The organism is Psychrobacter proteolyticus (assembly GCF_039762275.1).
GTDB lineage: Bacteria > Pseudomonadota > Gammaproteobacteria > Pseudomonadales > Moraxellaceae > Psychrobacter > Psychrobacter proteolyticus_C.
In genome coordinates, this window is record NZ_JBDLOB010000009.1 from 125503 (window position 1) to 151953 (window position 26451).

20 protein-coding genes and 1 pseudogene are annotated in these 26451 nt (G+C 43.9%); 13 read left to right on the forward strand and 8 right to left on the reverse strand.

Annotated elements, in window-relative coordinates; genetic code table 11:
* Positions 1-109: 109 nt before the first annotated feature.
* The 3 genes from ABFV72_RS12485 to ABFV72_RS12495 all read right to left on the reverse strand — a co-directional run bounded on the left by ABFV72_RS12485 (position 110) and on the right by ABFV72_RS12495 (position 3192).
* Positions 110-595, reverse strand: coding sequence for an META domain-containing protein (locus ABFV72_RS12485; RefSeq protein ID WP_347163983.1), 486 nt, complete (start codon positions 593-595; stop codon positions 110-112).
* Between the two features lie 357 nt (positions 596-952).
* Positions 953-2059: a lipase secretion chaperone gene (locus tag ABFV72_RS12490; RefSeq protein ID WP_347163985.1), complete on the reverse strand. Its 1107-nt coding sequence runs from the start codon at positions 2057-2059 to the stop codon at positions 953-955.
* 56 nt (positions 2060-2115) lie between these two features.
* Positions 2116-3192 (reverse strand): esterase/lipase family protein, encoded by a 1077-nt coding sequence (locus tag ABFV72_RS12495; protein WP_347163986.1) that lies wholly within the window; start codon positions 3190-3192, stop codon positions 2116-2118.
* Positions 3193-3490: 298 nt separating this feature from the next.
* Here ABFV72_RS12495 and map point away from each other — a divergent pair, with 298 nt between their 5' ends.
* Positions 3491-4282 (forward strand): type I methionyl aminopeptidase, encoded by a 792-nt coding sequence (gene map / locus ABFV72_RS12500; protein WP_371548431.1) that lies wholly within the window; start codon positions 3491-3493, stop codon positions 4280-4282.
* Positions 4283-4521: 239 nt separating this feature from the next.
* Positions 4522-7278, forward strand: a complete 2757-nt coding sequence (glnD, locus tag ABFV72_RS12505; RefSeq protein WP_347163987.1) for a [protein-PII] uridylyltransferase — start codon at positions 4522-4524, stop codon at positions 7276-7278.
* An 81-nt stretch (positions 7279-7359) separates the two neighbouring features.
* On the opposite strand, the gene ABFV72_RS12510 is transcribed toward glnD, so the two are convergent.
* A complete protein-coding gene (locus tag ABFV72_RS12510) occupies positions 7360-8031 on the reverse strand; it encodes a hypothetical protein (protein ID WP_347163988.1) in 672 nt (223 codons plus the stop codon).
* A gap of 261 nt (positions 8032-8292) precedes the next feature.
* Here ABFV72_RS12510 and dapC point away from each other — a divergent pair, with 261 nt between their 5' ends.
* The 8 genes from dapC to ABFV72_RS12550 all read left to right on the forward strand — a co-directional run bounded on the left by dapC (position 8293) and on the right by ABFV72_RS12550 (position 17543).
* Positions 8293-9522, forward strand: a complete 1230-nt coding sequence (gene dapC / locus ABFV72_RS12515; protein WP_347163990.1) for a succinyldiaminopimelate transaminase — start codon at positions 8293-8295, stop codon at positions 9520-9522.
* Between the two features lie 168 nt (positions 9523-9690).
* Positions 9691-11649, forward strand: a complete 1959-nt coding sequence (locus tag ABFV72_RS12520) for a DUF294 nucleotidyltransferase-like domain-containing protein (protein ID WP_347163991.1) — start codon at positions 9691-9693, stop codon at positions 11647-11649.
* A gap of 82 nt (positions 11650-11731) precedes the next feature.
* Positions 11732-12337 carry a 3'-5' exonuclease gene (locus ABFV72_RS12525; RefSeq protein WP_347163992.1) on the forward strand — a complete coding sequence of 202 codons (606 nt, stop codon included), beginning with the start codon at positions 11732-11734 and terminating at the stop codon, positions 12335-12337.
* A 323-nt stretch (positions 12338-12660) separates the two neighbouring features.
* Complete coding sequence (locus ABFV72_RS12530) at positions 12661-14721, forward strand: D-alanyl-D-alanine carboxypeptidase/D-alanyl-D-alanine-endopeptidase (protein ID WP_347163994.1); 2061 nt, start codon at positions 12661-12663, stop codon at positions 14719-14721.
* 64 nt (positions 14722-14785) lie between these two features.
* On the forward strand, positions 14786-15271 hold the full coding sequence (locus tag ABFV72_RS12535; RefSeq protein ID WP_347163995.1) for an ABZJ_00895 family protein: 486 nt from the start codon (positions 14786-14788) through the stop codon (positions 15269-15271).
* Between the two features lie 185 nt (positions 15272-15456).
* A complete protein-coding gene (locus ABFV72_RS12540) occupies positions 15457-15993 on the forward strand; it encodes a DUF421 domain-containing protein (protein ID WP_102094292.1) in 537 nt (178 codons plus the stop codon).
* Positions 15994-16078: 85 nt separating this feature from the next.
* Positions 16079-16567 (forward strand): 23S rRNA (pseudouridine(1915)-N(3))-methyltransferase RlmH, encoded by a 489-nt coding sequence (gene rlmH / locus ABFV72_RS12545; protein ID WP_057758501.1) that lies wholly within the window; start codon positions 16079-16081, stop codon positions 16565-16567.
* A gap of 85 nt (positions 16568-16652) precedes the next feature.
* On the forward strand, positions 16653-17543 hold the full coding sequence (locus tag ABFV72_RS12550; RefSeq protein ID WP_347163997.1) for a DODA-type extradiol aromatic ring-opening family dioxygenase: 891 nt from the start codon (positions 16653-16655) through the stop codon (positions 17541-17543).
* A 29-nt stretch (positions 17544-17572) separates the two neighbouring features.
* Here ABFV72_RS12550 and ABFV72_RS12555 read toward each other — a convergent pair whose 3' ends face one another.
* Positions 17573-19066, reverse strand: a complete 1494-nt coding sequence (locus tag ABFV72_RS12555) for an amidase (RefSeq protein WP_347163999.1) — start codon at positions 19064-19066, stop codon at positions 17573-17575.
* Between the two features lie 339 nt (positions 19067-19405).
* Entirely contained in the window at positions 19406-22774 is a 3369-nt protein-coding gene (locus ABFV72_RS12560) for a DNA translocase FtsK (RefSeq protein ID WP_347164000.1), read from the reverse strand.
* Positions 22775-23321: 547 nt separating this feature from the next.
* Between ABFV72_RS12560 and trxB the strand changes: the two genes are divergently transcribed.
* From trxB to ABFV72_RS12575, 3 genes are read left to right on the forward strand one after another with little or no spacing between them, the layout of a single operon-like run.
* On the forward strand, positions 23322-24344 hold the full coding sequence (gene trxB, locus ABFV72_RS12565; protein ID WP_057758497.1) for a thioredoxin-disulfide reductase: 1023 nt from the start codon (positions 23322-23324) through the stop codon (positions 24342-24344).
* Entirely contained in the window at positions 24345-25151 is an 807-nt protein-coding gene (aat, locus tag ABFV72_RS12570) for a leucyl/phenylalanyl-tRNA--protein transferase (protein WP_347164001.1), read from the forward strand. It abuts the gene before it with no gap.
* 29 nt (positions 25152-25180) lie between these two features.
* Positions 25181-25615, forward strand: a complete 435-nt coding sequence (locus ABFV72_RS12575) for a MerR family transcriptional regulator (protein ID WP_347164003.1) — start codon at positions 25181-25183, stop codon at positions 25613-25615.
* Positions 25616-25708: 93 nt separating this feature from the next.
* Here ABFV72_RS12575 and rimI read toward each other — a convergent pair whose 3' ends face one another.
* Together rimI and ABFV72_RS12585 are read right to left on the reverse strand one after the other, a co-directional pair.
* On the reverse strand, positions 25709-26203 hold the full coding sequence (rimI, locus tag ABFV72_RS12580; protein WP_347164005.1) for a ribosomal protein S18-alanine N-acetyltransferase: 495 nt from the start codon (positions 26201-26203) through the stop codon (positions 25709-25711).
* A gap of 156 nt (positions 26204-26359) precedes the next feature.
* Positions 26360-26451: pseudogene (locus tag ABFV72_RS12585) on the reverse strand (elongation factor Tu); the annotation flags it as partial.

Sequence of the window (26451 nt, forward strand, 5' to 3'; positions counted from 1 at the left end):
TTTTAAGAAGAGTAGCTTTAAATGAGCAATTTTAAATGAGTAACTTCAGACAAGTAACTCTAAATGCTTAATTTCACGAGCCAGTCAAACTGTTTACTCGATCATTAAGCTACTTCGCAACGGCCTTAAAATAAGCAACTTGATCATCATTTTTAATGGTCAAAATAGGCACATTGTTGGCATTCTTACTAAGGCTATATTTACCTTTTACAGTGGCTAATGTTGCTGTATCAAAGCTGGCTTGCGGCTCAGGACATGCCATCATAGTACTGATACCGTTTTTAATCTCTACTTCACCGCTTTCGACACTATATCCAGCACCCATGTTATTGCAGGTATTCATAAATGCCACGTAATCTCTACCGTTGTCATTCATAAAGTTCAACGTTAACGGCTTGGCTGGGTCAAAAAATAGCTGAGTTACTTTATTACCATTGCTACGTTTGGCATCAACGAGCTGCCAGTTGTGTGCTTGCAAGACATCTGCAGTGATTGGCTGACTGACTGGCGCAGGCAAACTCGTTGTCTGACAACCCGCAGCAAACGTACCAACTGCCAATGTCGCGGCCATCATTACTTTAGTCATGTTTTTCATATCAACTCCTCGCTTTATTGCATCCGATACTTTTACTAGACATTTTATCTGTATGAGTGATCAGCGCTAATAGACAGGCGGTAAGCTCTAATAGACATAGTAAAAGCTCAGATTTATTATGATTCATTTATTGTTTTATTTAATGCTCTAAACAATGGCAATATTGTGCATGACTCACAGGGAGGTGTCATCATAAACTGGGTAGTTATTCGGAATGCATTTTGTACTACTTTGCAAATATCTAGCTACTTGCTCTTGCCAGTACCTAAATGAGCTGCTAACTATAATCTTGCTAACTCTATCTATTCGTATCAACGATGATTATTGATGGTTATTAACGATAACTATTGATGGTAATTAGGGATTATTCACGGCTTGCTGTCGTTGCAATGCCGCATAACCATCTAGACGCTTACGCTCAGTGTCATTAAATAGTTGCTGTTCAAGCTGATTGATTTGAATTTGCGCTTGGGCTGCATCGACACCTTGACTTAATAAGCGATTTTTTTGAGTTTCATACTGGGTGAAGCGTTGGTCAAAATTAGCGTCTTCTTGATCTACTTGTGCCAGCCTTTCTGCTGCTGGTGCGCCTACTAGCTCTCGGCGCATATTATATAATTCCTCGGGCGTTGCACCGCGAGCTTTCATCTGTTCAGTGCGAGTCATCAATTCGCTAATATTGGCCTGTTGCATGATATTGGCTTTAGTCGCATTATCTGGCAATCGACTGATATAGTCCTGACGGGCAGCTTGTTTCTGTGCATCAGACATCTGCTTATTTTGGTCAATTCTGACCATCTCTATACTATAATTATCGTAATTATCCTCTGCACCAAAAAATGCTGTGATGGTTGGCTTATCAAAGTACTGCTGTCGTAGATTAGCAATGTCTTGTTTTTGCTGGGCAACTGCGTTCAAATCCAGCTCGCCACTTTTGGTCGCCTGTAATTGCAGATTACCATAATGCTTTTCTATCTCAGGAAGTGCTTTAAGGTAAGCAACATATTGATTAAAAATAGTGACCGCTTGGCTAGCGGCAGGCTCTGGTGTGTGATGGCGAATATAACTCTCCACACGGGCAAATATAGTCGCTTCTTCTTCCTCACCTAGGGCGGATAAAAAATAATCAAACAAACGCCGCAGACCTTCAGTGACGACCAACTGTTTATTTTCATCGATGATAATTTCACCATCAATCTGGGTGCCCTTTAATGAGCGTGGTAAATTTTCTAATCCTGTAACAAATTGAGACCGGCTGGGTGTCGTTGTAGTTTTCACGACTTGTCCCGCAGCCAGCTCAGTTGTCACTGACTCGTTAGTCTCATTATCAGAGACGGAGGATTTGATTGAAGCTGAATTTACATCGTTACTAGGCTTGAACCACAAAATAACCGCCGCTGTGGCAATGATAACCACGGCGATGATAGCAATTGTTGCATAGGCTGGACGGCGGTTATTTGACATAAACGATATTTCTCAATTAATGAGCATTCTTGTTTTGCACTATTTTGCATTTCGGCTTATAGGTTGGCGTTTTTCAGACGGTTTACCTGAGTGCGATAGATAGATTTTGGCTCAGACTCTCCCCATGCCGTCAGACCCAAGACTTGATCGGCGGAATCTAAATGGTTCATTCTATAATTATCACGAATCACATAGCCAAGACGACTTGAGCAAGCAGATACCAATCCATCATTAGACTCACCTGCAAACGGTACGCCCGTTGCGGCCAATAGGTAATCGCTAGGGTCAAGCGCGCTCGTTATTTGCCCAACGCCACTAAACGAATAATATTTGATGCCATTGACCGCAGTACTAGTCGGTTGACCACAATAGTTTTTTGGCATCGCTGCAGGAAATTTGGCATTGAACTTAGCAGCACCATCGGTCGATAGAGCCACGAGCGCTTGCCAGCCATCTTGCTGTTGAATTTGATTGAAACTGATACCAGAACCAATATCTGTAAAGCCACCGATAAGATTAAACACACCTGATACTAGCTGGGTGGTGACATTAGATGGCTCTCCGGAAGTATTATTTGGCTCAAGGACATTTTTAACAAAATCAGCAGTTTTTGACCCTTGTTCTGGGCTTGATACCGCAGTTACTGAAGCCACGTACTTTGGCGCGACGCCAGCGACATAACGGATATCTATACCGCCCTGACTGTGTCCAAATAAGTTGACTTTAGACTCACCTGAAATCGCGGCAATGGTCTTGACCTGTTGTAGCAGTTGCTCACCTCGAACTTCGCTATTATTGACCGCCGACGTTTTGGTGGTATATACCTCTGAGCCACCTTTCATCAAGTCTTCAGGAATCCCGTTAAAATAGTCAATGACTCCAAATAACGTCGTGAAGCCGCCAAGCCCATGTGCTAAGACGACCGGATATTGAGTTTTAGTGTAACTAGAAGTGAAGTATTTACTGTCTACCAACTTGCAACCGTTAGCATTGGCACAATTATAGTATTGTCCTGCAGCTTGAGCAGAAGTGGTTTGCATGGTCATTAGAAGCACACCAGCACTGATTGAACCCAGTATCGGTAACAATGTTTTTGGTGTGAGAGCTGCACGAATGTACAAAGAAAGCGTCATAACAACATCCTTGTTATCATTGATTTGGTTATTTTTACTGCACAACTACAGTAAAAATTGCTGCTAATTCCGTTAGCAGGCAAAATTACATTACTTATATATCCTGCAACATTCAACTAATTTGTCAAAATATGAATATATTAGTCTGACTAATGAGTCACATAAGCCCTCAGCATGCTGTAAAGCAATTATTATCAATGATAATGATAGGTACACTATCACTTAACGTAAAAGTGTCACTAGTACGTTTATGGTATAATCTATCCACAATGAACCCATAATTATAAGATATACGATGATGACTAAAAAATCCCTTATCCAGTCTCCAGAAGCCATAGAAAAAATGCGTGTGGCCGGTAAACTCGCTAGTGATGTGCTTGTCATGCTCGACGAGCATGTCAAAGTGGGCGTCAGTACCGAAGCGCTCAATCAGATTGCCCATGACTATATTGTTAATGTGCAGCAGGCTATCCCTGCCCCACTTAACTATAATGGTTTTCCAAAATCTATCTGTACCTCAGTCAACCATGTTGTCTGTCACGGTATCCCAACTGAAAGCAAGCTGCTAAAAGATGGTGATATTATCAACATCGATGTGACTGTTATCAAAGACGGTTACTATGGCGATACCTCAAAAATGTGGATCGTCGGCAACGGCTCTATCATGGCCCAGCGTATTTGCAAAGTGGCACAAGATGCCCTTTACGCAGGTATGAGCGTAGTCAAGAACGGTGCTCGCCTAGGTGATGTCGGCGCGGCTATTCAAGCCGTTGTCGAGCCTGAGCGCTTTAGTATCGTTCGCGAGTTCTGTGGTCATGGTATCAGTGATGAATTCCACCACGAGCCACAAGTCATGCACTATGGCAAAAAAGGCACTGGCTTTGAGCTAAAAACAGGCATGACGTTTACCATCGAGCCTATGATTAACCAAGGCACGTGGCAGACTAAGATTTTGCCAGATGAGTGGACAGCGATTACTAAAGACCGCAAATTGTCTGCCCAATGGGAGCACACCATGGTCGTAACAGATAATGGCTGTGAGGTATTTACTACTCGCCCTGAAGAAGATTTAAGTTTTTTGACGCAGTAGTACAATCAAAGATCGCTTAGGCGGTCTTTTTTTTGGTCTTTAATTAGGGCATATTGAGTATTGTGCTTATAGGCGCTTTGTCTTTATACTCAGATGACCTGATAACTTTTATTGATATATTTATCAGCATCTTTATTGATACATGCTATTCGTAATTTTTATTAGCCATCAGCACATTAGTTGCTCAATAGTACTCAGCTCGAACGTTCTATTTCTAAACTCTTAACTGGATAACACTCATGTTTAATTGTGATATCGCCTCTGTTGATTTGACGCCTTTACCGATACTACCAAGTGAGGTGGCGACAGACTCACCCCCACTGTCAGCCAAAAATGTGACAGACAAGAATCTACTTGGCATTCCTGAATGGTTGGCTCAGATCAATGACGATATCAGCCGCTCACTAGAACGTGGCACCAATATTCGCCAACTGGTTGCAGCGCGTGCTTGCGCTATCGACAGCCTATTGATTGCATTATTCAAATGGTTTGAGTTAGATAAGACTGATTTGGCATTTTTTGCGACTGGTGGTTACGGGCGCGGTGAGCTATCGCTTTATTCAGACATTGATATTTTGCTTCTGTCTCCTGGTGAAATAGGTACTGATGCCAGTAGTAAAATCGATAAACTGGTCGCTCTACTATGGGATATAGGACTAGAGCCTGCGCTCTCTGTACGTAGTGTTAATGATGCGCTAGAGGCCGCGCTTGACCATACGATTGCCAGTGCTCAGCTAGAGGCTCGACTCCTAATCGGTAATGAAGCTTTGCAAGACATGCCCGCTCAAATCGTCAATAAACAGTGGTCTCCGCGCGCATTTTTTGATGTAAAAATGGAAGAATCCAAAGCGCGTTACTTGCAGCACAATGCCACCGAGTACAACCTTGAACCCAATATCAAAACAGCGCCGGGCGGGCTACGTGATATCCATATCATCGGCTGGGTCACTAAGCGTTATTTTCGCGTGAGCAAGCTATATGATTTAGTGCAACAGAACTTTTTGACCGAAAAAGAGTTTGATGAGTTGAGCTTTGCTGAAGGGTATTTATGGCAAATTCGTCATTACTTACATGTACTGACGGGCCGTAATGAAAACAAGCTGTTATTCGACTATCAGCGTGAGATCGCTCAGCTAATGGGCTACGAGACCCAGCCTGATGACCAGCCTAATGCTGCGGTCGAACGGTTTATGCGTGACTATTATCGCTGTGCAATGCAAATATCAACACTGTCTGAGATGCTGACCAATCATTATTATGAAACGATCATAGAGCCGCAGCTGCCTGACGATGAACGGCCAAAAAAACAGCCTATAAATGCGCGATTCAATCGTATTGGTAACCAGATTGCCATTGCGCATCATCGAGTTTTTGCACAGCACCCTGAGTCTATATTAGAGATGTTTTTATTGATGGGTCAGCACGGCATCGATAAAGTTCGCACCCATACTTTGCGCGCACTCAAAATTGCCGCACGCGGCATCGATCAGATATATAGAGACAACCCTACTCACAAAGCGTTGTTTTTATCGAATCTAAAAGAACAAAACTACCTGTTTCATCGTCTACGTACCATGAATCGCTATGGAGTATTAGGTAACTACATTCCTGCGTTTGCGCAAGTTACTGGCCTCATGCAATATGACTTGTTCCATCGTTATACAGTAGATGCGCATACCTTGTTTTTGATTAGAATCTTGCATCGATTTACAGATCCAGCCTTTCAAGAAGAGTTCCCTCTAGTCAGTTCTATCTTTCAGCGTATCGAGCGTAAAGAGATTTTGGTACTGGCAGCGATGTTCCATGATATTGCTAAAGGCCGTGGCGGTGACCATAGTGAGCTTGGTCAAACCGAATCGATTGAGTTTTGTTTATCGCATGGTATGAGCTTGGCTGATGCGAATTTAGTAGGTTGGCTCACGCGCTATCACCTTCTTATGTCGATTACTGCACAGAAAAAGGATATCTCAGACCCTGAAGTGGTGACTATTTTCTCTGATCTCATCGGTAATGTGACTCATCTAAACCATCTATATGTACTGACGGTGGCTGATATGAATGCGACCAACCCACAGCTATGGAACAGCTGGCGGGCGACCCTCATGAAACAGCTATACTCACAAACTCGGCGCATCTTGCGCGCTGATATCGATGCGCCTACCAATCGTCAAGATATGATTAGTGCCACACGTAAGCAAGCGTTGACGATGCTGGATAATGTCAATAACCAGCATATGAACCGCGATGAAGTATTGCGTCTATGGGATGACTTGGGCGATGAGTATTTCTTACGAGAGATTGCAGAAGATATCTTATGGCATACTGAAGCTATTTTGAATCACCCACCGATTGGATTGGCTTCTAATGCTGACAGTCCACCGTTGGTCGTTTTGCGTGAGCATCGCGAATTGGCGCTTGATGCGGTACAGGTCTTTGTTTACACCCAAGATCAGATGAACCTATTTGCTGTTACCATGGCCGTATTTGATCAGATGAATCTCGATGTTTTAGATGCACGTATTATCACAGCGACCCGTGACTTTGCTTTGGATTCTTATGTATTGCTAGATCCTAGTGGCACATTGTTGGTCGATAAAGACAGCCAACAAGAGCTAAAACAACGCTTAATCGACTCGTTCAAAGACCCTACCGTGCTCAAACTGACGAACAAGCGTATGCCACGTCAGTTAAGACACTTTGAAGTGAAAACGGTGATTAACTTTGAATTCAATGAAGCATCAGATCAGCACATCATGAGCTTAGAAACGCTTGACCAACCAGGGCTATTGGCGCGAGTTGGACAAGTGTTTTTGCAGGAGCAAATCGAAGTACATGCGGCTCGTATTACCACTCTAGGTGAGCGTGCAGAGGATATGTTTTATATCAGTGATCAAAACGATAAGCCACTATCACCTGATAGACTTGAAGCATTAAAGGCAGCGCTGTTAGCCAGTCTTACCGTTCAGAAAGAGCATAATAGCGTAATATATTTTTGATACGGCTAGATAGTTTTGGTTAGCCATTATTTTGAATATTAACTAGCAAAAGTAGTCTGATAGTCATCATAGAAGTACGTTTTATAGCGTACTTCTATAAGTTATCTCGCTGGCATGTTCGTTCAGTTCATCATCAGCAAGCTCTGGCGGCAAAACACCTACTTCAGGTGGCTGCTGCTCCATGATTAATCGTCCAGCATCGACTTCTTTTTGTAGCAGACACTGCAAGCTTGCTAGATGAAACTGTCCATCTAGATAATCGTCTAAGGCTTCTAAAGAAATAGGCGACTTAGCATGTACATCAGGATACAGGCTATCCTCTGCCAAAATAATCATCTCATTGAGCGCTTCTTCGCCCATCAGCTCATCGTTGTCTATTTTGCGCTGAAGTTTATTTGCCAACTGGCCTTTAGCAGCAAGTGTACTGACAAAAAATAGGGTCTGTAACACAAACAAAGAAACGTATTGCCATAGCGGTAATGAGATACCAAATATATTATTGAGCAGCATCAAGGCCATTGCCACTACCACGTAGCCGACCAATTGCCATAACAGCCACATAATGAGGCTGTTTTCGCCATACCAAAACATTTTCTTTTCTTGACGTTCGATCAGTTGTTGGCGCGCTTGCCACCAGCTCTGTTCACGCTCTTTGAGCAGTTTATACAGGTTAGAGCGCTGCAAACTGTTATCAAGTTTTTCATTATTGATATCTTTAGCGATGAGATCATCATTATTTAGCACACTAGACATATCAAACTATCCTTAAAACGATCTACCACTTTTGTGATGTAGTCATTTTTTATATTGTTATAGGTTATAGATTATGAAAGGTTCAAAAGACTTTTGAGCGAATACCTATTTGGTAGTCATACAACGAATAGCTTACGCTTGGTAAATGCCTATTCACGATATAAGAAGAAAAGGACAAAAAATTAGAGAAGTGCTACACTGCTCTAATGTAAATTTTCTTTATAACTTTATTATTAATTGTCTATTATAGTTATCACACTTATGAATCACAACTTAAAGCATCTCCATCCTTATCCATTCGCAAAGATGGCAACCTTGCTTGCCGATAGCAAGCCTGCCAACGGTTACAGTGAAATAAAGCTCGGTATTGGAGAGCCAAAACATGAGCCCCCTGCATTTGTGCTGGACGTCCTACGCGAAAACTTGGACAAAATAAGTCGTTATCCGACTACAAACGGTATGTTTGAGCTACGCCAAACCATCGCCCACTGGTTAGAAAAGCGGTTTTTTCTAAATCATGTCGATGCCAATACTCAAGTATTACCAGTAATGGGCACACGTGAAGCGATTTTTAGCTTCGTACAAGCAGTCGTTGATCATGATGTAGCTGACAAAAAGAGCAATGCTCCAGCGTCTAACACATCGCCTACGGTTGTCATGCCCAACCCGTTTTATCAGATATATGAAGGCGCGGCGATACTGGCACAGGCAACACCTTACTTTGTCCCTTGTACATCAGATAATGACTACAAAGGTGACTATCGCGCGGTACCAAAAGACGTTTGGACGCGTACGCAGCTATTGTTCGTCTGTAGTCCAAATAATCCAACAGGCTCCGTCATGACAATGGATGATTGGGAATACCTTATTCGTCTGTCAGATCAGTACGGTTTCATCATTGCCAGTGACGAGTGTTATAGCGAGCTGTATTTTGATACAGCACCGATTGGATTGCTCCAAGCCTGTGCGGCCCTTGGTCGCCGTGATTTCAAAAACTGTATCGTGTTCCACTCTTTATCTAAACGTTCCAACCTGCCTGGTTTACGCTCTGGATTTGTGGCTGGTGATGCCAAAATTTTGCAGGCTTATTTGCAATATCGTACTTACCAAGGTTGTGCGATGCCGATACCTCATCAGCTCGCCTCTATCGCTGCGTGGCAAGACGAAAAACACGTCGCTCATAATCGCGCGCTATACCAAGAGAAGTTTGCCCTATGGATGTCTGAGCTTGGGGAGTTGCTAGAGTTACGCATGCCTGATGCTGGGTTTTACTTCTGGGTCAAAGTGCCTGAGCAATTCGGCGGTGATGATGAAATCTTTGTCAAAGCATTGTATGAGCAAGCCAATATCCATGCATTGGCAGGACGCTATTTGTCACGTGAAGTTGATGGTCATAATCCTGGACAAGGTTATGTGCGTATCGCTCTGGTCGCGAGTGTCGATGAGAGCCGAGAAGCAATCAGTCGTATCCGCAAATTATTAGGTGCTTAGAGTCAATTTAGAGATATTCTAATGTATCTGAGATAAATGACGCAGTAGCAAGCCACATTAGCAAAAAGCCTCCAATAACCACAATATAAATAGGGTTATTGGAGGCTTTTTGTTTTATTAATGCTATAGTAAAGTCTCTACCGAAAATATGCCATCAAGGATGATGCCATGCCCCATCTTGACTTTAGCCAACCGCCCTTTGATGTATTGAGCTTAGCCGAGCGTCAAAGCATTAGAAAAAACACCAAGATACGCTACCTTGCCAAAAATGAAAGCTTGCCTGCAGAAGAACTGCAATGTCTGTATGTGGTCATCAAAGGGCAAATCGAGCAATCACTAGATGGTGAGTTTGTCGCGTCCTATGTCGGTAGCAATCATGCTGACGGTCTGAATAATAATGATTGGTTTGATAGTCGCCGCCTACCTGAATCACTGGCTAAGGATAATCAGCTAGAGCCTGAAAGTACACCTATACAGCCCTATCAATTCCGAGCCGATGAAGAGACGTTACTGCTCCAAGTCGCTGGCACCGCTATCGATAAAATCAGCGCGCAAAATCATTTAGTACGCCAAATGTTATCAGACAAACTGCCTGAACGATTAAAAGCATTGCGCCAACGACGTCATAATAAAACGCTAGATCCTGCCAGCTATACCAACCAACAAGAAGTACAGCAAATCATGCTGCAGCCAGTGATAGATGTTCATCTATTACCAGTCCATATCGTCGATGCCAATGACAGCTTGTACGAAGCGGCCCGCATCATGACCAAAGCTGGATTGAAACATGTGCTAGTCAGACCGCTACATGGCTTAAATGGTTTGGATAGCTCACAATTAGCGCAATTTGAGACAAGATTACTCTTAGGGATTTTGACCGATACTGATATTTGTCGCGCTGTAAGCGATAAACAAGATCCTGCTACTACTTCTTGCCAGCGCTATGCGAATTTTAATCTCCGTACCATCAAAGCCAGTGATGAGATTGGCGATGCGCTGCTGACCATGACTCGCTATCGTATTCATAGACTGCCAGTCATTGATAAGAGTGGCGATGTCGTCGGTGTGCTTGGGCAAAGTGATATGCTCGCTCATATTGGCCATCATTCACAGCTGATTAGTATTCAAATCGAGCAGGCACAGGACTTATCGAGCCTAGATACCGCTGTTGAGCTGATCGGTCGATATATTCGAGCACAGCATCACAATGGTGTCAAAATCGGCAATATCAGTCGTATGGTACAGACGCTAAATGCGCAAGTGTTTACCAAGCTATGGCAGCTAATCGTACCTGATGAAGTGATGGCCAATACCTGCCTTATCGTTATGGGTTCAGAAGGGCGCGGTGAGCAAATCATGCGTACCGATCAAGACAACGCGCTCATCATTCGTGATGGCTATACGCATCCTGACCTAGCACAGTTCGCTGATGCTTTTAATAACAACTTAGCAACGCTTGGCTACCCACTGTGTGATGGCAATATCATGATGACCAATCCTATGTGGCGACAACCGCTCAAGCAATTCACTGCGCAAATTGGCCTATGGTTTAGAAACTCTGACCCGATGCATGGTATTTACTTGTCTGCGATACTAGATGGTGAATACGTCTGCGGCGATGAGTCACTGCTTACTCAAGTACGTCAGCACTTAGAACTTGCTCATCAACAAGCAGACCCTATGTTTGTCAGGCAGTTTACACGGGCAGCACTACAGTTTGGTGATGTTAATCAATGGTGGCAAAAGTTTGTACCTTTACTGGGTGGTAAATCCGCATCATCCGACATTGACCTAAAAAAAGCCGGTATCTTTCCCTTGGTTCATGGTATCCGCACGTTAGCATTAGAAAATAATGTGCTCGATGTGCCTAGTACTAAGGCGCGTTTAAAGGGCTTGGTAAAGGTTAATGCTATGACCCAAGAGCGCGCCGATACTTTGCTAGAAGCCTTAGAGTTTTTTATGGCACAGCGCTTATCTGTGGCACTCTCAACTGACGATAAGCATGCACGGCAAGTGGATCCAACGACTTTGACCGCACTTGAACGTGACCTACTAAAAGAGTGTCTGGCAGTCGTAAAAAGCTTTAAGAATCAATTGCGTCAACACTATCAGTTAGAAATAGCATAAATGTGGCAGTCTTAATATAGAAGCTTCATGAATAGAGAAAGTTTATAAATAAAAAAATAACATATATGAGTGAATGACTAATATGAGCTGGTTACAGCAGTTATCTTGCGCTTGGCAAAAGACGCAATTACAGCGTCCAGAGCTTGCCTCAATGTTTACGACACCTTCGGCTGAGCAGTGGGTAGCGATTGACTGCGAAATGACAGGACTGAACCCTAAAAAGCATCACCTGCTGTCTGTGGCAGCGATACATATTAATGGCAATATCATCGACACGGGTAATGGCATGCATTTGGTTTGCAGACCTCCTGTCATGCCAGACCGCGACACCATTGTCATTCATGGCTTGCGTACCGCCGATGTTGAACATGGCATGAGTTACGATGACATGTTGGCACTGCTGCTACCATTCATAGGTAATCGACCAATCGTTGGATTCTGCACACAGCTAGACATGGCTTTTTTGAATCCTCTGGTCAAACGCTATATGGGAACGTCTCTACCAAACGAAGTCATAGATTTGCGTCATCTGTACAGTCGGCGTATCAGTGGTCACACCCAAGGCCTCTCTAGCCAAGCTCAACATCTGAGTCGTATCCTAGCCTATTACAACATTCCTGAACTGGGCGCGCATGATGCTTATAACGATGCGGTCATGACGGCGATGGCTTTTCTACATGTGCGTTAGCAGTAAAGCATGCTCTCAGTTCAATCGATCGTTAAAGTTAGTTATCTAAATAAGGGCATCATTATTGCTAGGGCGTGCCCTCATTTTGAAAATGGTGATAAAAATGAAGTAAATGGCAGTCAAACAAGGAAAGGAGTACAGATAATATCGAGATATTAGCCAGCTACTTGACGCAGTTTGGCAAAGATTTAGCCATTTTTAACCTATTTACAGTTTACTATTCATATTGATGACACGCCTTAAAATTGTGCTCCTGACATCGTGTGCGAAAACAGCAACTCATGTTACCATAGGCTGTTTTTGCCACCTGATGAAAGATGCTCATGCGATACCCTTCTAAACGCCGTCATTACTCTACTGCTGCAACCAAAATCACCACGCTTTGTCGTCATTTGCGACCGCTAGACTGGCCTAATAAACGTCTATCTAGGTTAGCGTTATTGGCAGCAGTTATAGTCGCACCGATACATGCACAAGCAATGTTACCAGCAGCTATTCAAAAAGCCTTGGCACGTGCCGACTTGACAGAAGCGGATATCAGCATCGTTATTACACCTGTGGGTGACAAGGCTGCTAGCCGTCTGCCTGCTCTTATTCAAGTCATTGATAGTGATGAACCTGACAGCCAATCTGTAACTACTATAGTATCTGAGCACCCAACTACAGACACCTCTACGGATACAAGTACCAGCAATCCGAGCCATCAAAGCGCCTTAATTACCATAGAGCAGCGCACCATTGAGAAGCACGAGCAAAAAATACATGCTTATACCGATGACCCTTATACTTATCAGAGCGTAGAGAGCATTCCAACGGTTATCCCTGACCAACCTCAGCATATACTTGATCAGAATGCCAAAGTACAAGATACCGCGAGCAACAATAAAACCTCTATAAAGATTTCATTTTCGCCTTTGCTAGATCACCAGTCTGACATCCCTCGTACGCCTGCCAGCACCATGAAACTCGTGCCTAGCTTTATCGCTTTGGACACTTTAGGGGCCGATTTTGTGTGGCATACACGGGTGTATCACACAGGTATTGTCATCGGCAACCGTCTACATGGTGACTTGATTATTCAAGGAAGTGGCGACCCAAAAATGACTCACGAGCGCTTAAAGCAGTTACTGTATAAAGTGCAAGCATCAGGTATTCGTCATATCGATGGTGACATCATCATCGACAGCGCTGTTTTTAATAATGTTAGTAAAGATCCTGCCGCCTTTGACAACTCACCGCTACGCCCTTATAACGCCAGCCCTGATGGGTTTTTGGTTAACTTTAGCACCATTGGTATCAAAACTTACCCTCAAGATAATGGCCAAGCAAGTGTGACCTATAAGCCGCGGTTAGCCAACTATCAGCTGCCTGCTACAATCAATACCCGTGCAGCCAGTTGTGGGCAAGCAAGCTATAGCCTAGCGCCGCAGTGGCAAAATACGCAGCTTGTGTTAAATGCCAGTCTGCCAGAGAGCTGCGGCGAGCATATTTTTTACGTGGCGTATCCCAATGCCAAAGAGTTTGCCGCACACGTCATCGCTGCCAAATGGCAAGCGTTAGGGAATACTTTGAGTGGGCAGGTCGTCTCGCAAGAAACCCCTTACGATATGACCAAGACGACAAAACGAGCGCACGGGCTTACGGCTATCGCGATGTCGCCTCTACCTATGGTCAGCTATCCGTCGTTGAATTTAACCGAGCAGATTCATGACATTAACCACTTCTCAAACAATGTCATGGCTGAGCAAGTGGCGCTATCTATAGGCGCTTACGATAAAGGAAGGCTGACTCATCCAATACCTTCTAGCACAACTGCGACTAGTCCAAGCAGTCATGAAGTCAAAGCTAGTAATGAAGTCAAAGCTAGTAATGAGATGGATAATAAAGTAGCGGCTGTTAAATCTAGTGGCAAAAAGACTGATAGCTTATATCAGTTTGGTAAACCTGCTACAACAGATTACCCTGCAGCCTTACAAACCATCAATCAATGGTGGCAAACCAATCTCAGTACGCCGCCGCCTCATTTGACCAATGGCTCAGGACTTTGCCGTGAGTGTACTATCACTGCCGCCAACCTAAGCGAGCTACTGACTTATGCTTATAGTCGACCAAATTTTGAAGCCTATGTCGACTCGTTAGGGGTCGCTGGGGTTAGTGGCACTATTGCCGCTCATAGCGATCGCTTGCCTGAATCGACAGCCACTGGCCGCGCATGGATAAAAACTGGCACGTTAAATAACGTCACCTCAATGGCAGGTTACGTCAAAGGGCTGTCAGGGCAAGATTATGTTGTCGTCGGCATAATCAATACTGATCAAGCATTAAATCCTTATGCAGCGCGACCTGTGTTAGATGCCATGCTCGACTGGACGGCCCAGCGTTGATATTTAACGTTTTAAAGCAATGTATTATCAATACTCTATTTTTTACCTTTATAAAGGTTAGCTTATGTCACGCCAGACAACCAGTCTCAACAAACCCCAGACGCTTGTACAAGTGCAGCCTAAACTGGCTCGATATGTCGGTTTTTTTGCGATTGGGTACACGCTCGCCAGTACCATATTTATGATGATACAGACCAAACTTGCGCTGAACCCACAATTGGTCATGGTGGTTTCTATTATCGTAGGTGCTTATATCGCTGTCAGTAAATTTATCAAACATCAGAAGCGAGCATTAGCGCGAGATGAGATTAATAAATTGATGTTTGGTGGGGTTGTGATTGTCTGGATGCTGACGGTCATTTATTTTTCAACCATCTGGTTTTGGCTGTTTGATACGATAAGCCGTGAGGTATTGTTTGGGATGGCGATGCAGCGTCCACTGCCCCTGCTTTCATCGTTAATGCTAATGCTAGTTCTCACTCTAGTCAGTGCGCGAATCAGTCTATGGTCTATCAATCGATTATTAGACCCTATACGCAAATCAACGTAAGTACAAACCATCATCTACAAGGTGCTACAAAGTTTTCCCCTGCTAATGCGTAAAATCCGTTAGGCTAAGTTTAGGGCGTGTCATTATTTTAAGAATAGTACTAAAAATGAGACAAAGTAAGACGTGCCCTAGTAAGTAGTATTTTAGCGATGACTTGTTTTACCTTTATAATAGGAGCGAACATTATGGACATGATCTTTTTTGACAACATAGACAAGCTTGGTCGTATTGTTTTGACGACTGTTATGGTTTACGTGTTGATCGTGACAGTCACCAAAGTCTCTGGCAAACGCTCAACGTCACAGCTCAACAACTTCGATTGGATCGTGACAGTCATGATCGGCTCGTTAGGTGCCAGTACGATTTTGCTCAAAGACATTCCCTTTGTTGAAGGGGTTTCGTCTATTTTAGTATTGTACCTATTGCAATTTGTGGTGACCAAATATGCGTCTGTTTCACCGCAATTTAGTAACTTTATTTTATCAGAGCCGCGTATCGTTTTTTATCAAGGGCAGTTTTTGCCAGATGCCATGCGCGATGAGCGTTTGACGCGTCAAGAAATCGAATGTGCCATGCGTTCTGAAGGGATTAATAGCTTTGATGATGTCGAAGCCATTGTTTTTGAGTCTGATGCAAAATTGACTGTCATTCCAAAGCCAAGCCAAGCGGACGATCAAAGCGCAAGTAGCAACGTATCAGAGACGATTAACCCTCTGATGTAAATTGCAGACAATAAACAACGAGCGATACAACTATTAAGAACACGGCCTAATAAGCTTGAATTCAATTATCGAGATGGTAAGCATTATGAAAGTAAGGATTTTGACCGTTGGCAATAAAATGCCTAGCTGGGTACAGACAGGTTTTGACGAGTATTACAAACGCATTCAACCGATGCTAAGCACAGAAATTGTCGAAATTGCGGCAGCCAAGCGGGCAAAAAACCCTTCAGATGCTAATTTGGCACAGTACCGTGAGCAGGAAGGTCAGGCCATACTGGCCGCTCATAATGCATCAAGCCGAGAGCAATTGTGGGTATTAGATGTCAAAGGCAAGATGATTTCGACAGAAGGACTGGCTGATAAGCTCGCAGATGGCATGCTGCAAGGCGATGATATTGCCTTGGTCATCGGCGGTGCAGATGGTGTCTCGCCAGAAGTATTGGCAAAGGCTGATGCAAAATTATCACTCTCAGCACTGACATTGCCGCATCCGCTAGTACGCGTCGTACTTATGGAACAATTATATCGCGCGATGAGTATCAACAATAACCACCCTTATCACCGTGGTAATTAAATAAAATACTGAGCTGTTTTTTTTGTTTTGGAACATCAACCCTAAAATAGATTGAAAAACTGGCGCACGCCCTAATAAATGCAACATGAAATATCCAAAACGTGCGACACCCAACACCTCTAAGTCCTCTCAACAACGTGATGACCATCATAGTGTGCAGACGCCTATCACAGCGGCTGCCGCATGGGAAAATACGTCTGATGTAGCGACAAACACATCTAAGCTACCAGCGCTCTTTATATCGCATGGCGCGCCTACGCTTGCGATTGAGCAGTCTGCGACGACCAGTGCACTGGCTCGTATCGGTCAAAACTTACCTAAACCACGTGCCATAGTCATCATGTCAGCGCATTGGCAGTCAGCAAAGCTAGAGATTAGTAGTAATCCACAGCCAAAGACGTGGCATGACTTTTCAGGATTTTCGCCTGAACTTTACGACATTCAGTATCCTGCTATAGGCCAGCCAGCACTGGCTGAAACACTTGCGCAGCAGCTGACCGCACGTGGCATTACTTGTAGTGTCAATCCAGTACGTGCTTGTGATCATGGTGTGTGGGCGCCGCTCAGACACCTGTATCCAGAAGCCGATGTGCCTATCGTACAAATATCACTGCCGCAGCATTATGACAGTATTGCTTGCTACCAGTTAGGCGCGCAGTTGGCACATCTACGTGATGAGCAAATTCTCGTCATTGGCTCAGGTAACATTACGCATAATTTGCAAGCGTTGCGCTGGGAAGCCGACAGCATTGATCAAGCAGCCAAAGCATTTAAGCAATGGTTGTTACAGCAGCTCAAAATAGACATTCCCACGGCGCTCGATTGGCAGCAATACCCAGACTACAAAGACATTCATCCAAGTGATGAGCACTTGCTACCGCTGTTTTTTGCATTAGGTACTGGTCAGCGTGTCTCTGTCGTTCATCAAAGTATGGCCCATCATAGCTTGGGTATGGACATCTATCGCTTTGATTGAGTGCTATCAATCCAAACTATAGCTTAACCCTACTTTTCAAAAGCGTGTTTGGTAAATAAACCTGCACGCTCCATCTCGCCCGCCACACTGAATAATGTTGCTTCATCATTCATACGCCCAATTAATTGCATACCAATCGGTAGGCCTCTTTTGCTCATACCAACGGGTACTGACATCGCGGGTAACCCCGTAACATTACCCAGTAGTGTAAAGCCCATTTTACCTAATACAGGTGCACTGAGCTTTTCAATCATACCTGAGCTAAAGGCATATCTACCCATATTAAAGCCCTTGTTAAGCACCTCGGCGCTACGCATCATCATCTCATCCATACGACTGGGCGGTAGTACACCATGCTTTACCGCAGGCGTGGGTACAGTCGGGCACAAAATCATATCGTAGTCTTCTAGCAATAGACCCGTCTGATACTGGCTATGATGCCAGCCATGTTTGGCGTGTGCCAAATCAACCGCTGATAGCGAACGCCCAAGCAGCGCCATATTATAAGTTTGCGGCTCTAGGTTTTTGACGTGATCAGCCCCAAACTCACGCTCGATATTATCAATCGTAAAAGCCGTATGCGCACAGACCACAACGATAAAGTCATGCCAAAACTGCTCAATATTAATATTTGGCTCGGCTGGTACTACTTCATGACCCATAGACTCTAATTGCTTAGCCGTTTGCTCAAGTACCGCTAGCACTTCTTTGTCCAATGTCGTATTAGCTATCAAAGGCTGCTGATGCAAAGCGATTTTTAGCTTTCGCGGTGCACGCATTGCCGCTTGCAAAAAAGTGCCTTCTGGCGGAGCAATAACATAAGGGGCGCCAATCTCTGCTCCACTAATGGCATCTAGCATCGCAGCACTATCGCGCACTGAACGCGTAATCACGTGGTCAGCCACGGCACCCTCCCAGCCTTCACCAAGATTAGGACCCATTGGATTACGTCCACGGCTTGGCTTTAACCCAAACGTACCACACCAAGCAGATGGGAAACGTATCGAACCGCCACCATCACCGCCGCCTGCCATTGGTACAATACCGCTCGCAACTGCTGCTGCACTGCCCCCTGACGAGCCGCCAGAACTGTAGCCTTCTTTGAAAGGATTATGAGTAGCGCCATGCGCTTTTGGCTCAGTGGTGATAATCAAACCAAACTCAGGCGTGTTAGTCTTGCCAAAGGTATTAACGCCTGTCGCTTTCATCCGTTTGACGATTTCACTGTCTTTTTCCGAAATGATATTGACGCTGCGACTGCCCATCGTAATCGGCTCGTCGGCAAAACTAAATGATAAATCTTTTAGCAAATACGGCACGCCAGTAAATACACCTGAAGGCAAACCCGCCTGCGCAGCATTGTAAGCACGCTCATCAAATCGATGCACAATGGCATTTAGCTTAGGATTGATTTGATTGGCTTGATGGACAGCAGCATCTAGCAATTCCTTTGCGCTGACCTCACCTGAATTGACCAATGCTGCTAAGGCGAGACCATCATACTGAGTATATTCTTTAAACATAACTAACCTTCCTTGGAGAGTAATTTTATTAAGACTACATAGCACTCATACTTTCTAAAACTGACGACTATTTTTCATCAACTCCTCTCAGTTTAGTATAAAAAACCGTGCCTGATATTTGATAAACGGACTCGTTAGTCATCTGGTCAATTTCGCTAGTTGTGGATTTCGCTAGTTAATGAGCTAATATGAGAATCTACTCTTCGCGCCCTAGAACGTATTTAATAATAAATACTTACTTCTAAACCCTCAATTTATGAAAGCATTATTAAGTTTCTTCCATAAAAAAACGAGCCATTTTCATGACTCGCTTTTTCGTTATCAACTTAAGAATTAGTACTACATTAATAGTTCACGTTTGCCACTTTTGCCCATCGAACTGACCAATCCAGCTTCTTCCATAGAGTCGACAATACGCGCAGCACGGTTGTAGCCGATGCTAAATTTACGCTGAATGCTTGAGGCAGACACTTTACGTGTTTCCATGATAAAGGCCACGGCATCATTATATAAATCATCATCTTCACCAGAGGCATTGGCTGTACTACCACCGCCTGGGCTAGACAATTCAAAGTTTCCTGCCATATTGTCAATATAGTCAGGGGCGCCGCGCTCACGCCACGCATCACAGACACGGTTAACTTCTTCATCGCTAACATAAGCACCATGTACACGATCTGGCTCAATCTGCCCTGGCCCCAAGAACAACATATCGCCGTTACCCAGCATGTCCTCCGCACCGCCACTATCTAGAATCGTACGTGAATCGACTTTTGAGTTGACTCGTAGTGCTGCACGTACAGGGATGTTTGCTTTGATCAGACCTGTAATGACATCTACCGATGGACGCTGAGTCGCTAGCATTAAGTGAATACCAGCAGCACGCGATTTTTGCGCCAAACGTGTGATGAGCTCTTCGGCTTGTTTACCGACCTGCATAATCATATCGGCAAACTCATCCGCGACAATGACAATCATAGGTAAGGTTTTTAGCTTGGGTGCTTGGCTAATACTTACGCTGTCATTTGGACGCCATAAAGGATCGAGCATAGGATTGCCTGACTTCTCCGCCGCGATGACTTTCTTATTAAACTCATTGAGCTTACGAACCTTTAGCAAACTCATTAGCTGATAGCGTCGTTCCATCTCGGCCACACACCATGACAAGCTACTGGCCGCTTCCGTCATATCGGTGACTACTGGCGTTAGCAAATGCGGAATATCATTATAGTTAGCAAGCTCTAACTGCTTTGGATCAATCAAGATAAGACGCAGCTCATTGGGTGTATATTTGAGTAGCATCGATAGTAGCATCGAGTTGACCAATACTGACTTACCAGAGCCTGTGGTACCAGCGACCAGCATATGCGGCGCACGCGCAAGGTCGGTAATGATTGGGTTACCACCGATATCTTTACCCATTGCCATGCTAATCTGCGCTTTCGGGTCTTTGAACGTTTCAGTATTGAGCAGTTCAATCAAACGTACCATTTCACGTTTCTTGTTAGGCACTTCGATACCGATGTAAGGTTTACCCGGAATCACTTCGACCACACGCAAAGAGGCCATCGATAGTGAACGCGCCAAGTCACGTGAGATACCTGTGACCTTACTAGCCTTCACCCCAGCAGCCAACTCTACTTCAAAACGAGTGACGACAGGCCCTGGGATAGCATTAACCACAGAGGCCTTTACGTTAAATTCTTGTAGCTTAATTTCTAATAACTCAGACAACTTTTCAAGCTCAGCCACAGTGTAGCTAGGCTTGCGGTCAGGATCCGGCTTATCCAATATAGACACTTCTGGAATAGGTGTTAGACTGCTGCGATAAGCTGCCGTTTGCATCGAGCGCGACTTTTGACTGAAGGCTGCGTCATCACTAATATGCGGCATGACCGGTACATTAGTGTCATCATCACTATCGTCCTCTGGCATCATATCAGTGATATGGTTGCTACTATCGCCCTCTGGGACAGCAAAACTAACAGATGGTTGCGCGGGCGTTTTAGGCTCAGGCTGTACATTTGAGACTGGGCTGGTCGCCTCCACCGTTGGCGCTGCTTTTGGATTGGCAGGAGGCGTATTAGTTGGTGTCATGTCTGAAACGTCTGGCACATCTGACAACGCAGGCTCAGTCTCTACTGTTACCGGAGCAACTTCAGGCTCAGAGACTACTGCTGTCTTTTCAGTATGTGGCAACTCTACAGGCGTATCAGACGATTGATTGGCGGACTCCTGAGCAAAACTAATAGGCTCTTCTACGATAGGTTCTGGCGTCTTCTCTGGTAATATTGGCTCAGCTGCTACGGTTTCTTGAACAGGCTTAGAGTCTTCAGACGTTTCTACAATAGACTCTGTAGGTTCTGATATGTCAGCATGCTCTGCCAACCATGCTTCTGCCAATTTATCTACTTCTGCAGTCTCATGTGTCGTAGAGATTTTAGGCTCAGCAGTTTCAATGACTGGCTGACTGGCCACGCTGTGCACTGACTCATCAACTGATGGCTGAGCTAGTGATTCTTTATCATGTATATCTAATTGAGCAACTGCTTCCGTCGTAGTAGTTATTGCAGTAGCAGATACTGCTTTCTCTAACGATGCCGTGGTACTAGTGACCGTTTGGGAATAGTTGGGTACAGGCATAGCCGAGCTGTCCATGCCATTAGCACTGTAAGCCATCTGCTCACTTGCAAGTAAATCATCGACCGTACTGGCATCATTCCACGCAAAGCTTGGCTCAACTTTGCGAGCAATAGGTGAAGTCAAGTTTGAAACTAATGGCTGGACTGTATTGTTGACCGTATTATCAGTAGAGTTATTAAGCGAGCCTGTATCGATATCTACCTGCTCACCTTTTGAGTTATTAGGTGTCGCCGCTGCTTTTGCTGCGATAACAGAGGCTTTGACACTATCTGCCAATCCTGATGTTGACAAAAAGTCTGACAAGACACTACCGAAACGTCCGCTACTACTGACGTCTTGAGTACCGCTAATATTTTCCGCAGACTGTAACTCAAGTGGTAGCTGCTCATGCTCTACTTTTTTATCTACCGGTTCATCTAAGTTCTGGCTATCATCTTGTGATGCAATGCTCGTTTCAGTATCTTCGATAGCATCCTGACTTTTTACACCTGAACCAAGCCACGACAGCGCCCGAACCTTTTGATATATCGTCATCCAATGGATATTAAAGGCAAACGTAGCGGTAATCACAACGAATACTGCTAAGAAAACCACACTCCCCCACTGCGTTAGCAGCTGTGCCAAACGCGCCTGTAACTCTAGCCCGATAATACCACCAGCGACACCTTCGAGACCGATTGCGTCAGGGTTCGTGACTTGCTGAACTAAAGAGACCAATTGTGCAAATAATGCGCTAGCACTTAATAGTAAAAACACATAAGCGACCAATCGCATGAGCCAAAACGTTGGCTTGTTTTCCCACCAAATCAAGATAGATTCATAAACCACAAACGCCAAAAACCACCAAGCACCAAACCCAAAAAAGCTATAAAGCAAATCGGACAACCATGCGCCTGCCTCGCCGCCCATGTTATTAATCGTAGTCATATCACTACTAATGTGCGACCAGCTAGGATCGTTGCCTGTATAGGTCATCAAAATGACAAACAGATAAACGGCCAGTATTAACCCAAGGAGGGTAAACATTCCCTTTTTTAAATACTCAATAAGCGGTGCTGATATCACGTAAGATCTGCCTTGTTATTAATACTAAATGGTCGCCAATGCATGACTAAGCCTAATCATGCTGACATAAAGTGTTGACATAAATGTACCGAGCGAAGTGTTTGTTTGGCATGTGCCGATCATAGAGCCTTGAAACAACCGTTATCGCTTGGCTCCTACTACACTTGGCATAACTTCTTATAATAACAAATACATAGGTGCAGTGGCGACAGTCTTATCAAGAAAGCGTATAAGAAAGTAAATCAGTAGACACTTTGTCCAAGAAAACAGCTGGTTAGCGAAACACTAGTGGCAAAATATGGCTAGCTGTATTGCCTAAATTCTATAAAATAGTCTCCGTTTTCGCACTTATGTTCCAAAGTTATTTATTCTTTGATTCTAATGATACCTGTGTTTGTTTTAGCAAACTTGCACTTTGTGCGCTGTGCCCTTATGTTATTATCACACAGCAATTAGAAGAAGCATATTCGTAGTCATTTTTGATATTCGTCTTTTATTATATTTATAACTTACATTTTTAATTCGTATATTTAGCAAGGAACAACTCATGGCAACTGACACTACTGCTCCACGTCACGAAAAGCTTATTATTTTAGGCTCAGGCCCTGCTGGCTACTCTGCCGCAGTCTATGCAGCACGCGCTAACCTTAAACCAGTTATGGTTACTGGTATGGAAGTCGGTGGACAATTAACCACCACTACCGAAGTCGACAACTGGCCAGGCGATGCGCATGATTTGACAGGCCCTGCATTGATGGAACGTATGAAAGCACATGCTGAGCGTTTCGGTACTGAATTGGTCTATGATCATATTAACGAAGTAAACCTAAATGAGCGTCCTTTTCAATTGACAGGTAACAACGGTAGCTATACTTGTGACGCGCTCATTATCTCAACTGGTGCCTCTGCACAGTATTTGGGACTAGAATCAGAGACCAAGTTCAGAGGGCTTGGTGTATCAGCCTGCGCCACTTGTGATGGTTTCTTTTATAAAAACCAAAAAGTTGCAGTAATTGGTGGTGGTAACACAGCGGTTGAAGAAGCTTTGTACTTATCTAATATTGCGTCTGAAGTGACCTTAGTGCATCGTCGTGACAGCTTACGCTCTGAAAAAATCCTACAAGACAAGCTGTTTGAAAAAGCCAAAAATGGTAATGTCAAAATCGAATGGAACCATCAAGTAAAAGAAGTGGTCGGTGATGACATGGGCGTCAATGGCGTCGTCATCGAATCGATGATTGATGGCAGCACCAAACAATTAGATACAATGGGTATGTTTGTCGCTATTGGTCATAAGCCAAACACTGACTTGTTCAAAGGTCAATTAGACATGAAGGATGGCTACCTGATCGTTAATAGTGGCTTAAATGGTAATGCTACCCAGACTAGTATCGAAGGGGTGTTTGCCGCTGGTGACGTAGCCGATCACGTCTACCGTCAAGCCATCACTTCTGCTGGTACGGGCTGTATGGCTGCGCTAGATGCTGAAAAGTACTTGGATGCACTGGGCGAAACTGTCGCTCGTGATCACACTTACGATTCAACCCTAACTGCAGATAAAGAAGCCTAAATGGGCAACTTTACTCAACAGCACGCTAAACACATTACGCCTGAGACTTTAAAAAGTCTTGGGCGTTATGACTTTCCCGATCCCATTTCTATTGATCCTGATGGTATTGGCATCGTCGCTATGGGCGGTGACCTAGCACCTGAAACGCTGATATCAGCCTATGCTCAAGGACTATTTCCTTGGTTTAACGAAGATGAGCCTATTGCTTGGTGGTGTCCTGAGCCACGTTGTGTGATCGTTCCTTCGGCCTATCAACCGAGTAAGTCTCTACGTAAGCAAGCAAATCGCGAACGTTGGCAAGTAACGCTTAATCAAGCTTTTGACGATGTCATACATGCCTGTAGCTTACCGCGCAGTGATGGCCTTAATGACAATCAGCCTGAAGGCGAGCATACTTGGATTCATGATGAGATGATCGAAGCTTATACCAAATTGCATGCGCAAGGCTTTGCTCATAGCATTGAAGTTTGGGACGAAGCAGGTCAACTGATTGGCGGATTATACGGGTTAAAAATAAACGGCATCTATTTTGGTGAATCAATGTTTCATCGAGCATCTAATGCGTCAAAGCTAGCGTTTTGGGGTCTGATGCGCTTATGTGAACAAAGTAATGTCGCACTCGTCGACTGTCAGCTACCGAACGATCATTTGATGAGCTTAGGTGCCACTACTTTACCGCGTACTGACTTTTTGACTCAGTTAGACAACCTGATAGGCAGCCAGTCTGCGCTATGGCAAAAGCACTCTCATAAACCGTTAGCTGTATCTTTACTGGATAGCGAATCGCCGTGGCAACTAGAGTTATGATTATCATAGTGAAAAAATAAGAGGTTATTATGGCACTTGATACATCGTTTCTATTGATTGGAGAGCTAGCAGCAAAGGCCAATACAACTAAAGATACGGTTCGCCATTACGAGCAATTAGGCCTACTAAAATCTCGCAAGCGTCAGGCAGGCTCACGTTTATATACCGAATTTCATCCAGAATGTATCGAACGCATAGAGCTGATCAAAAGCGCGCAAGCTATTGGCTTTACTCTTACCGAAATCAAAAACAGCTTAAATGATTATTATGATGGTCATTTGGATATTGATTCGCAGCTCATACTCACTCAGCAAAAATTAGAACAGGTTAAAAAACAGCAAGCCAATATCAGCATAATGATGGAGTTACTGAGCGAACGCTTGGATATTTTAGGTCGAATGAAAGAAGATAGTGATTATCAGCTTGATGTAGAAGTCTGTAAAAAGAAAATTCCTTTGCAATAAAGCTTAAATCTTAGTTAATTCTGCTTTTATATCGTAGCTGTTATAGCTACTTTTATTATCGCCGCTTACTTTTATTGAGATTTATTTCCTTTATTAAATATAAGTATGCTGCATAATTAACGCATCGACTGCTGGTTTATGTGGCACTTTATAATAGTTTCTACGTCTATGAATAATATTGAATGACTGTTGCTCGTATAACGCTATCGCCGCTGCATTATCAGCACGTACTTCTAACAAAAGACTTTTGACCTGATTAAGCTGTAACAGCTCATGCAGTTTATTTAATACCTGTGAAGCAATGCCCTGACGTTGGTATTTTGGATCAGTTCCGATACGCAACACCTCTGCTTGCTCAAAAGTCATTTGATATAAGCAATAGCCAACTATCTCACGATGAGAGACACTGTCTTCTTTTGCTTGATCGTAAGCAAACAGTAGACTAATGCTGTCCTGCTCAAGCAGCTCAGTCAATGTTTTCTGATTCCAAGCATCATCCGGCTGCACCATCGCTTCTATATTAGCGACAGTTTGAATGACGTTTTCGAGTTCTACTGCATTCGTTGGTAATGCTTCTATCACAAACATAATGTTCCTTTCATTTAATTAGTCTCAACATTTGGTTGTACTTAGATTATATAAGTAAGTAACTACATTATTTATTTTTTATCAAAAAAAAGGCCACCCTAGATAGGATGGCCTTTTTTATGACTAATTCATAAGCTCATTGCTGAGACTTAAGTCTTAGTTCAATACGTTAGCAACAACACCAGCGCCTACAGTACGGCCGCCTTCACGAATTGCAAAGCGAAGACCTTTGTCCATAGCGATTGGGT

What these genes read in the sequence shown, in the direction of transcription:
- ABFV72_RS12525 (WP_347163992.1), top strand. Translation starts at nt 11,732, where the DNA reads ATGAGCTGGTTACAGCAGTTATCTTGCGCTTGGCAAAAGACGCAATTA.
- ABFV72_RS12495 (WP_347163986.1), bottom strand. Translation starts at nt 3,192, where the DNA reads ATGACGCTTTCTTTGTACATTCGTGCAGCTCTCACACCAAAAACATTG.
- map (WP_371548431.1), top strand. Translation starts at nt 3,491, where the DNA reads ATGACTAAAAAATCCCTTATCCAGTCTCCAGAAGCCATAGAAAAAATG.
- rlmH (WP_057758501.1), top strand. Translation starts at nt 16,079, where the DNA reads ATGAAAGTAAGGATTTTGACCGTTGGCAATAAAATGCCTAGCTGGGTA.
- ABFV72_RS12490 (WP_347163985.1), bottom strand. Translation starts at nt 2,059, where the DNA reads ATGTCAAATAACCGCCGTCCAGCCTATGCAACAATTGCTATCATCGCC.
- ABFV72_RS12550 (WP_347163997.1), top strand. Translation starts at nt 16,653, where the DNA reads ATGAAATATCCAAAACGTGCGACACCCAACACCTCTAAGTCCTCTCAA.
- ABFV72_RS12520 (WP_347163991.1), top strand. Translation starts at nt 9,691, where the DNA reads ATGCCCCATCTTGACTTTAGCCAACCGCCCTTTGATGTATTGAGCTTA.
- ABFV72_RS12510 (WP_347163988.1), bottom strand. Translation starts at nt 8,031, where the DNA reads ATGTCTAGTGTGCTAAATAATGATGATCTCATCGCTAAAGATATCAAT.
- glnD (WP_347163987.1), top strand. Translation starts at nt 4,522, where the DNA reads ATGTTTAATTGTGATATCGCCTCTGTTGATTTGACGCCTTTACCGATA.
- ABFV72_RS12540 (WP_102094292.1), top strand. Translation starts at nt 15,457, where the DNA reads ATGGACATGATCTTTTTTGACAACATAGACAAGCTTGGTCGTATTGTT.
- ABFV72_RS12485 (WP_347163983.1), bottom strand. Translation starts at nt 595, where the DNA reads ATGAAAAACATGACTAAAGTAATGATGGCCGCGACATTGGCAGTTGGT.
- aat (WP_347164001.1), top strand. Translation starts at nt 24,345, where the DNA reads ATGGGCAACTTTACTCAACAGCACGCTAAACACATTACGCCTGAGACT.
- ABFV72_RS12555 (WP_347163999.1), bottom strand. Translation starts at nt 19,066, where the DNA reads ATGTTTAAAGAATATACTCAGTATGATGGTCTCGCCTTAGCAGCATTG.
- ABFV72_RS12530 (WP_347163994.1), top strand. Translation starts at nt 12,661, where the DNA reads ATGCGATACCCTTCTAAACGCCGTCATTACTCTACTGCTGCAACCAAA.
- trxB (WP_057758497.1), top strand. Translation starts at nt 23,322, where the DNA reads ATGGCAACTGACACTACTGCTCCACGTCACGAAAAGCTTATTATTTTA.
- dapC (WP_347163990.1), top strand. Translation starts at nt 8,293, where the DNA reads ATGAATCACAACTTAAAGCATCTCCATCCTTATCCATTCGCAAAGATG.
- ABFV72_RS12535 (WP_347163995.1), top strand. Translation starts at nt 14,786, where the DNA reads ATGTCACGCCAGACAACCAGTCTCAACAAACCCCAGACGCTTGTACAA.
- rimI (WP_347164005.1), bottom strand. Translation starts at nt 26,203, where the DNA reads ATGTTTGTGATAGAAGCATTACCAACGAATGCAGTAGAACTCGAAAAC.
- ABFV72_RS12575 (WP_347164003.1), top strand. Translation starts at nt 25,181, where the DNA reads ATGGCACTTGATACATCGTTTCTATTGATTGGAGAGCTAGCAGCAAAG.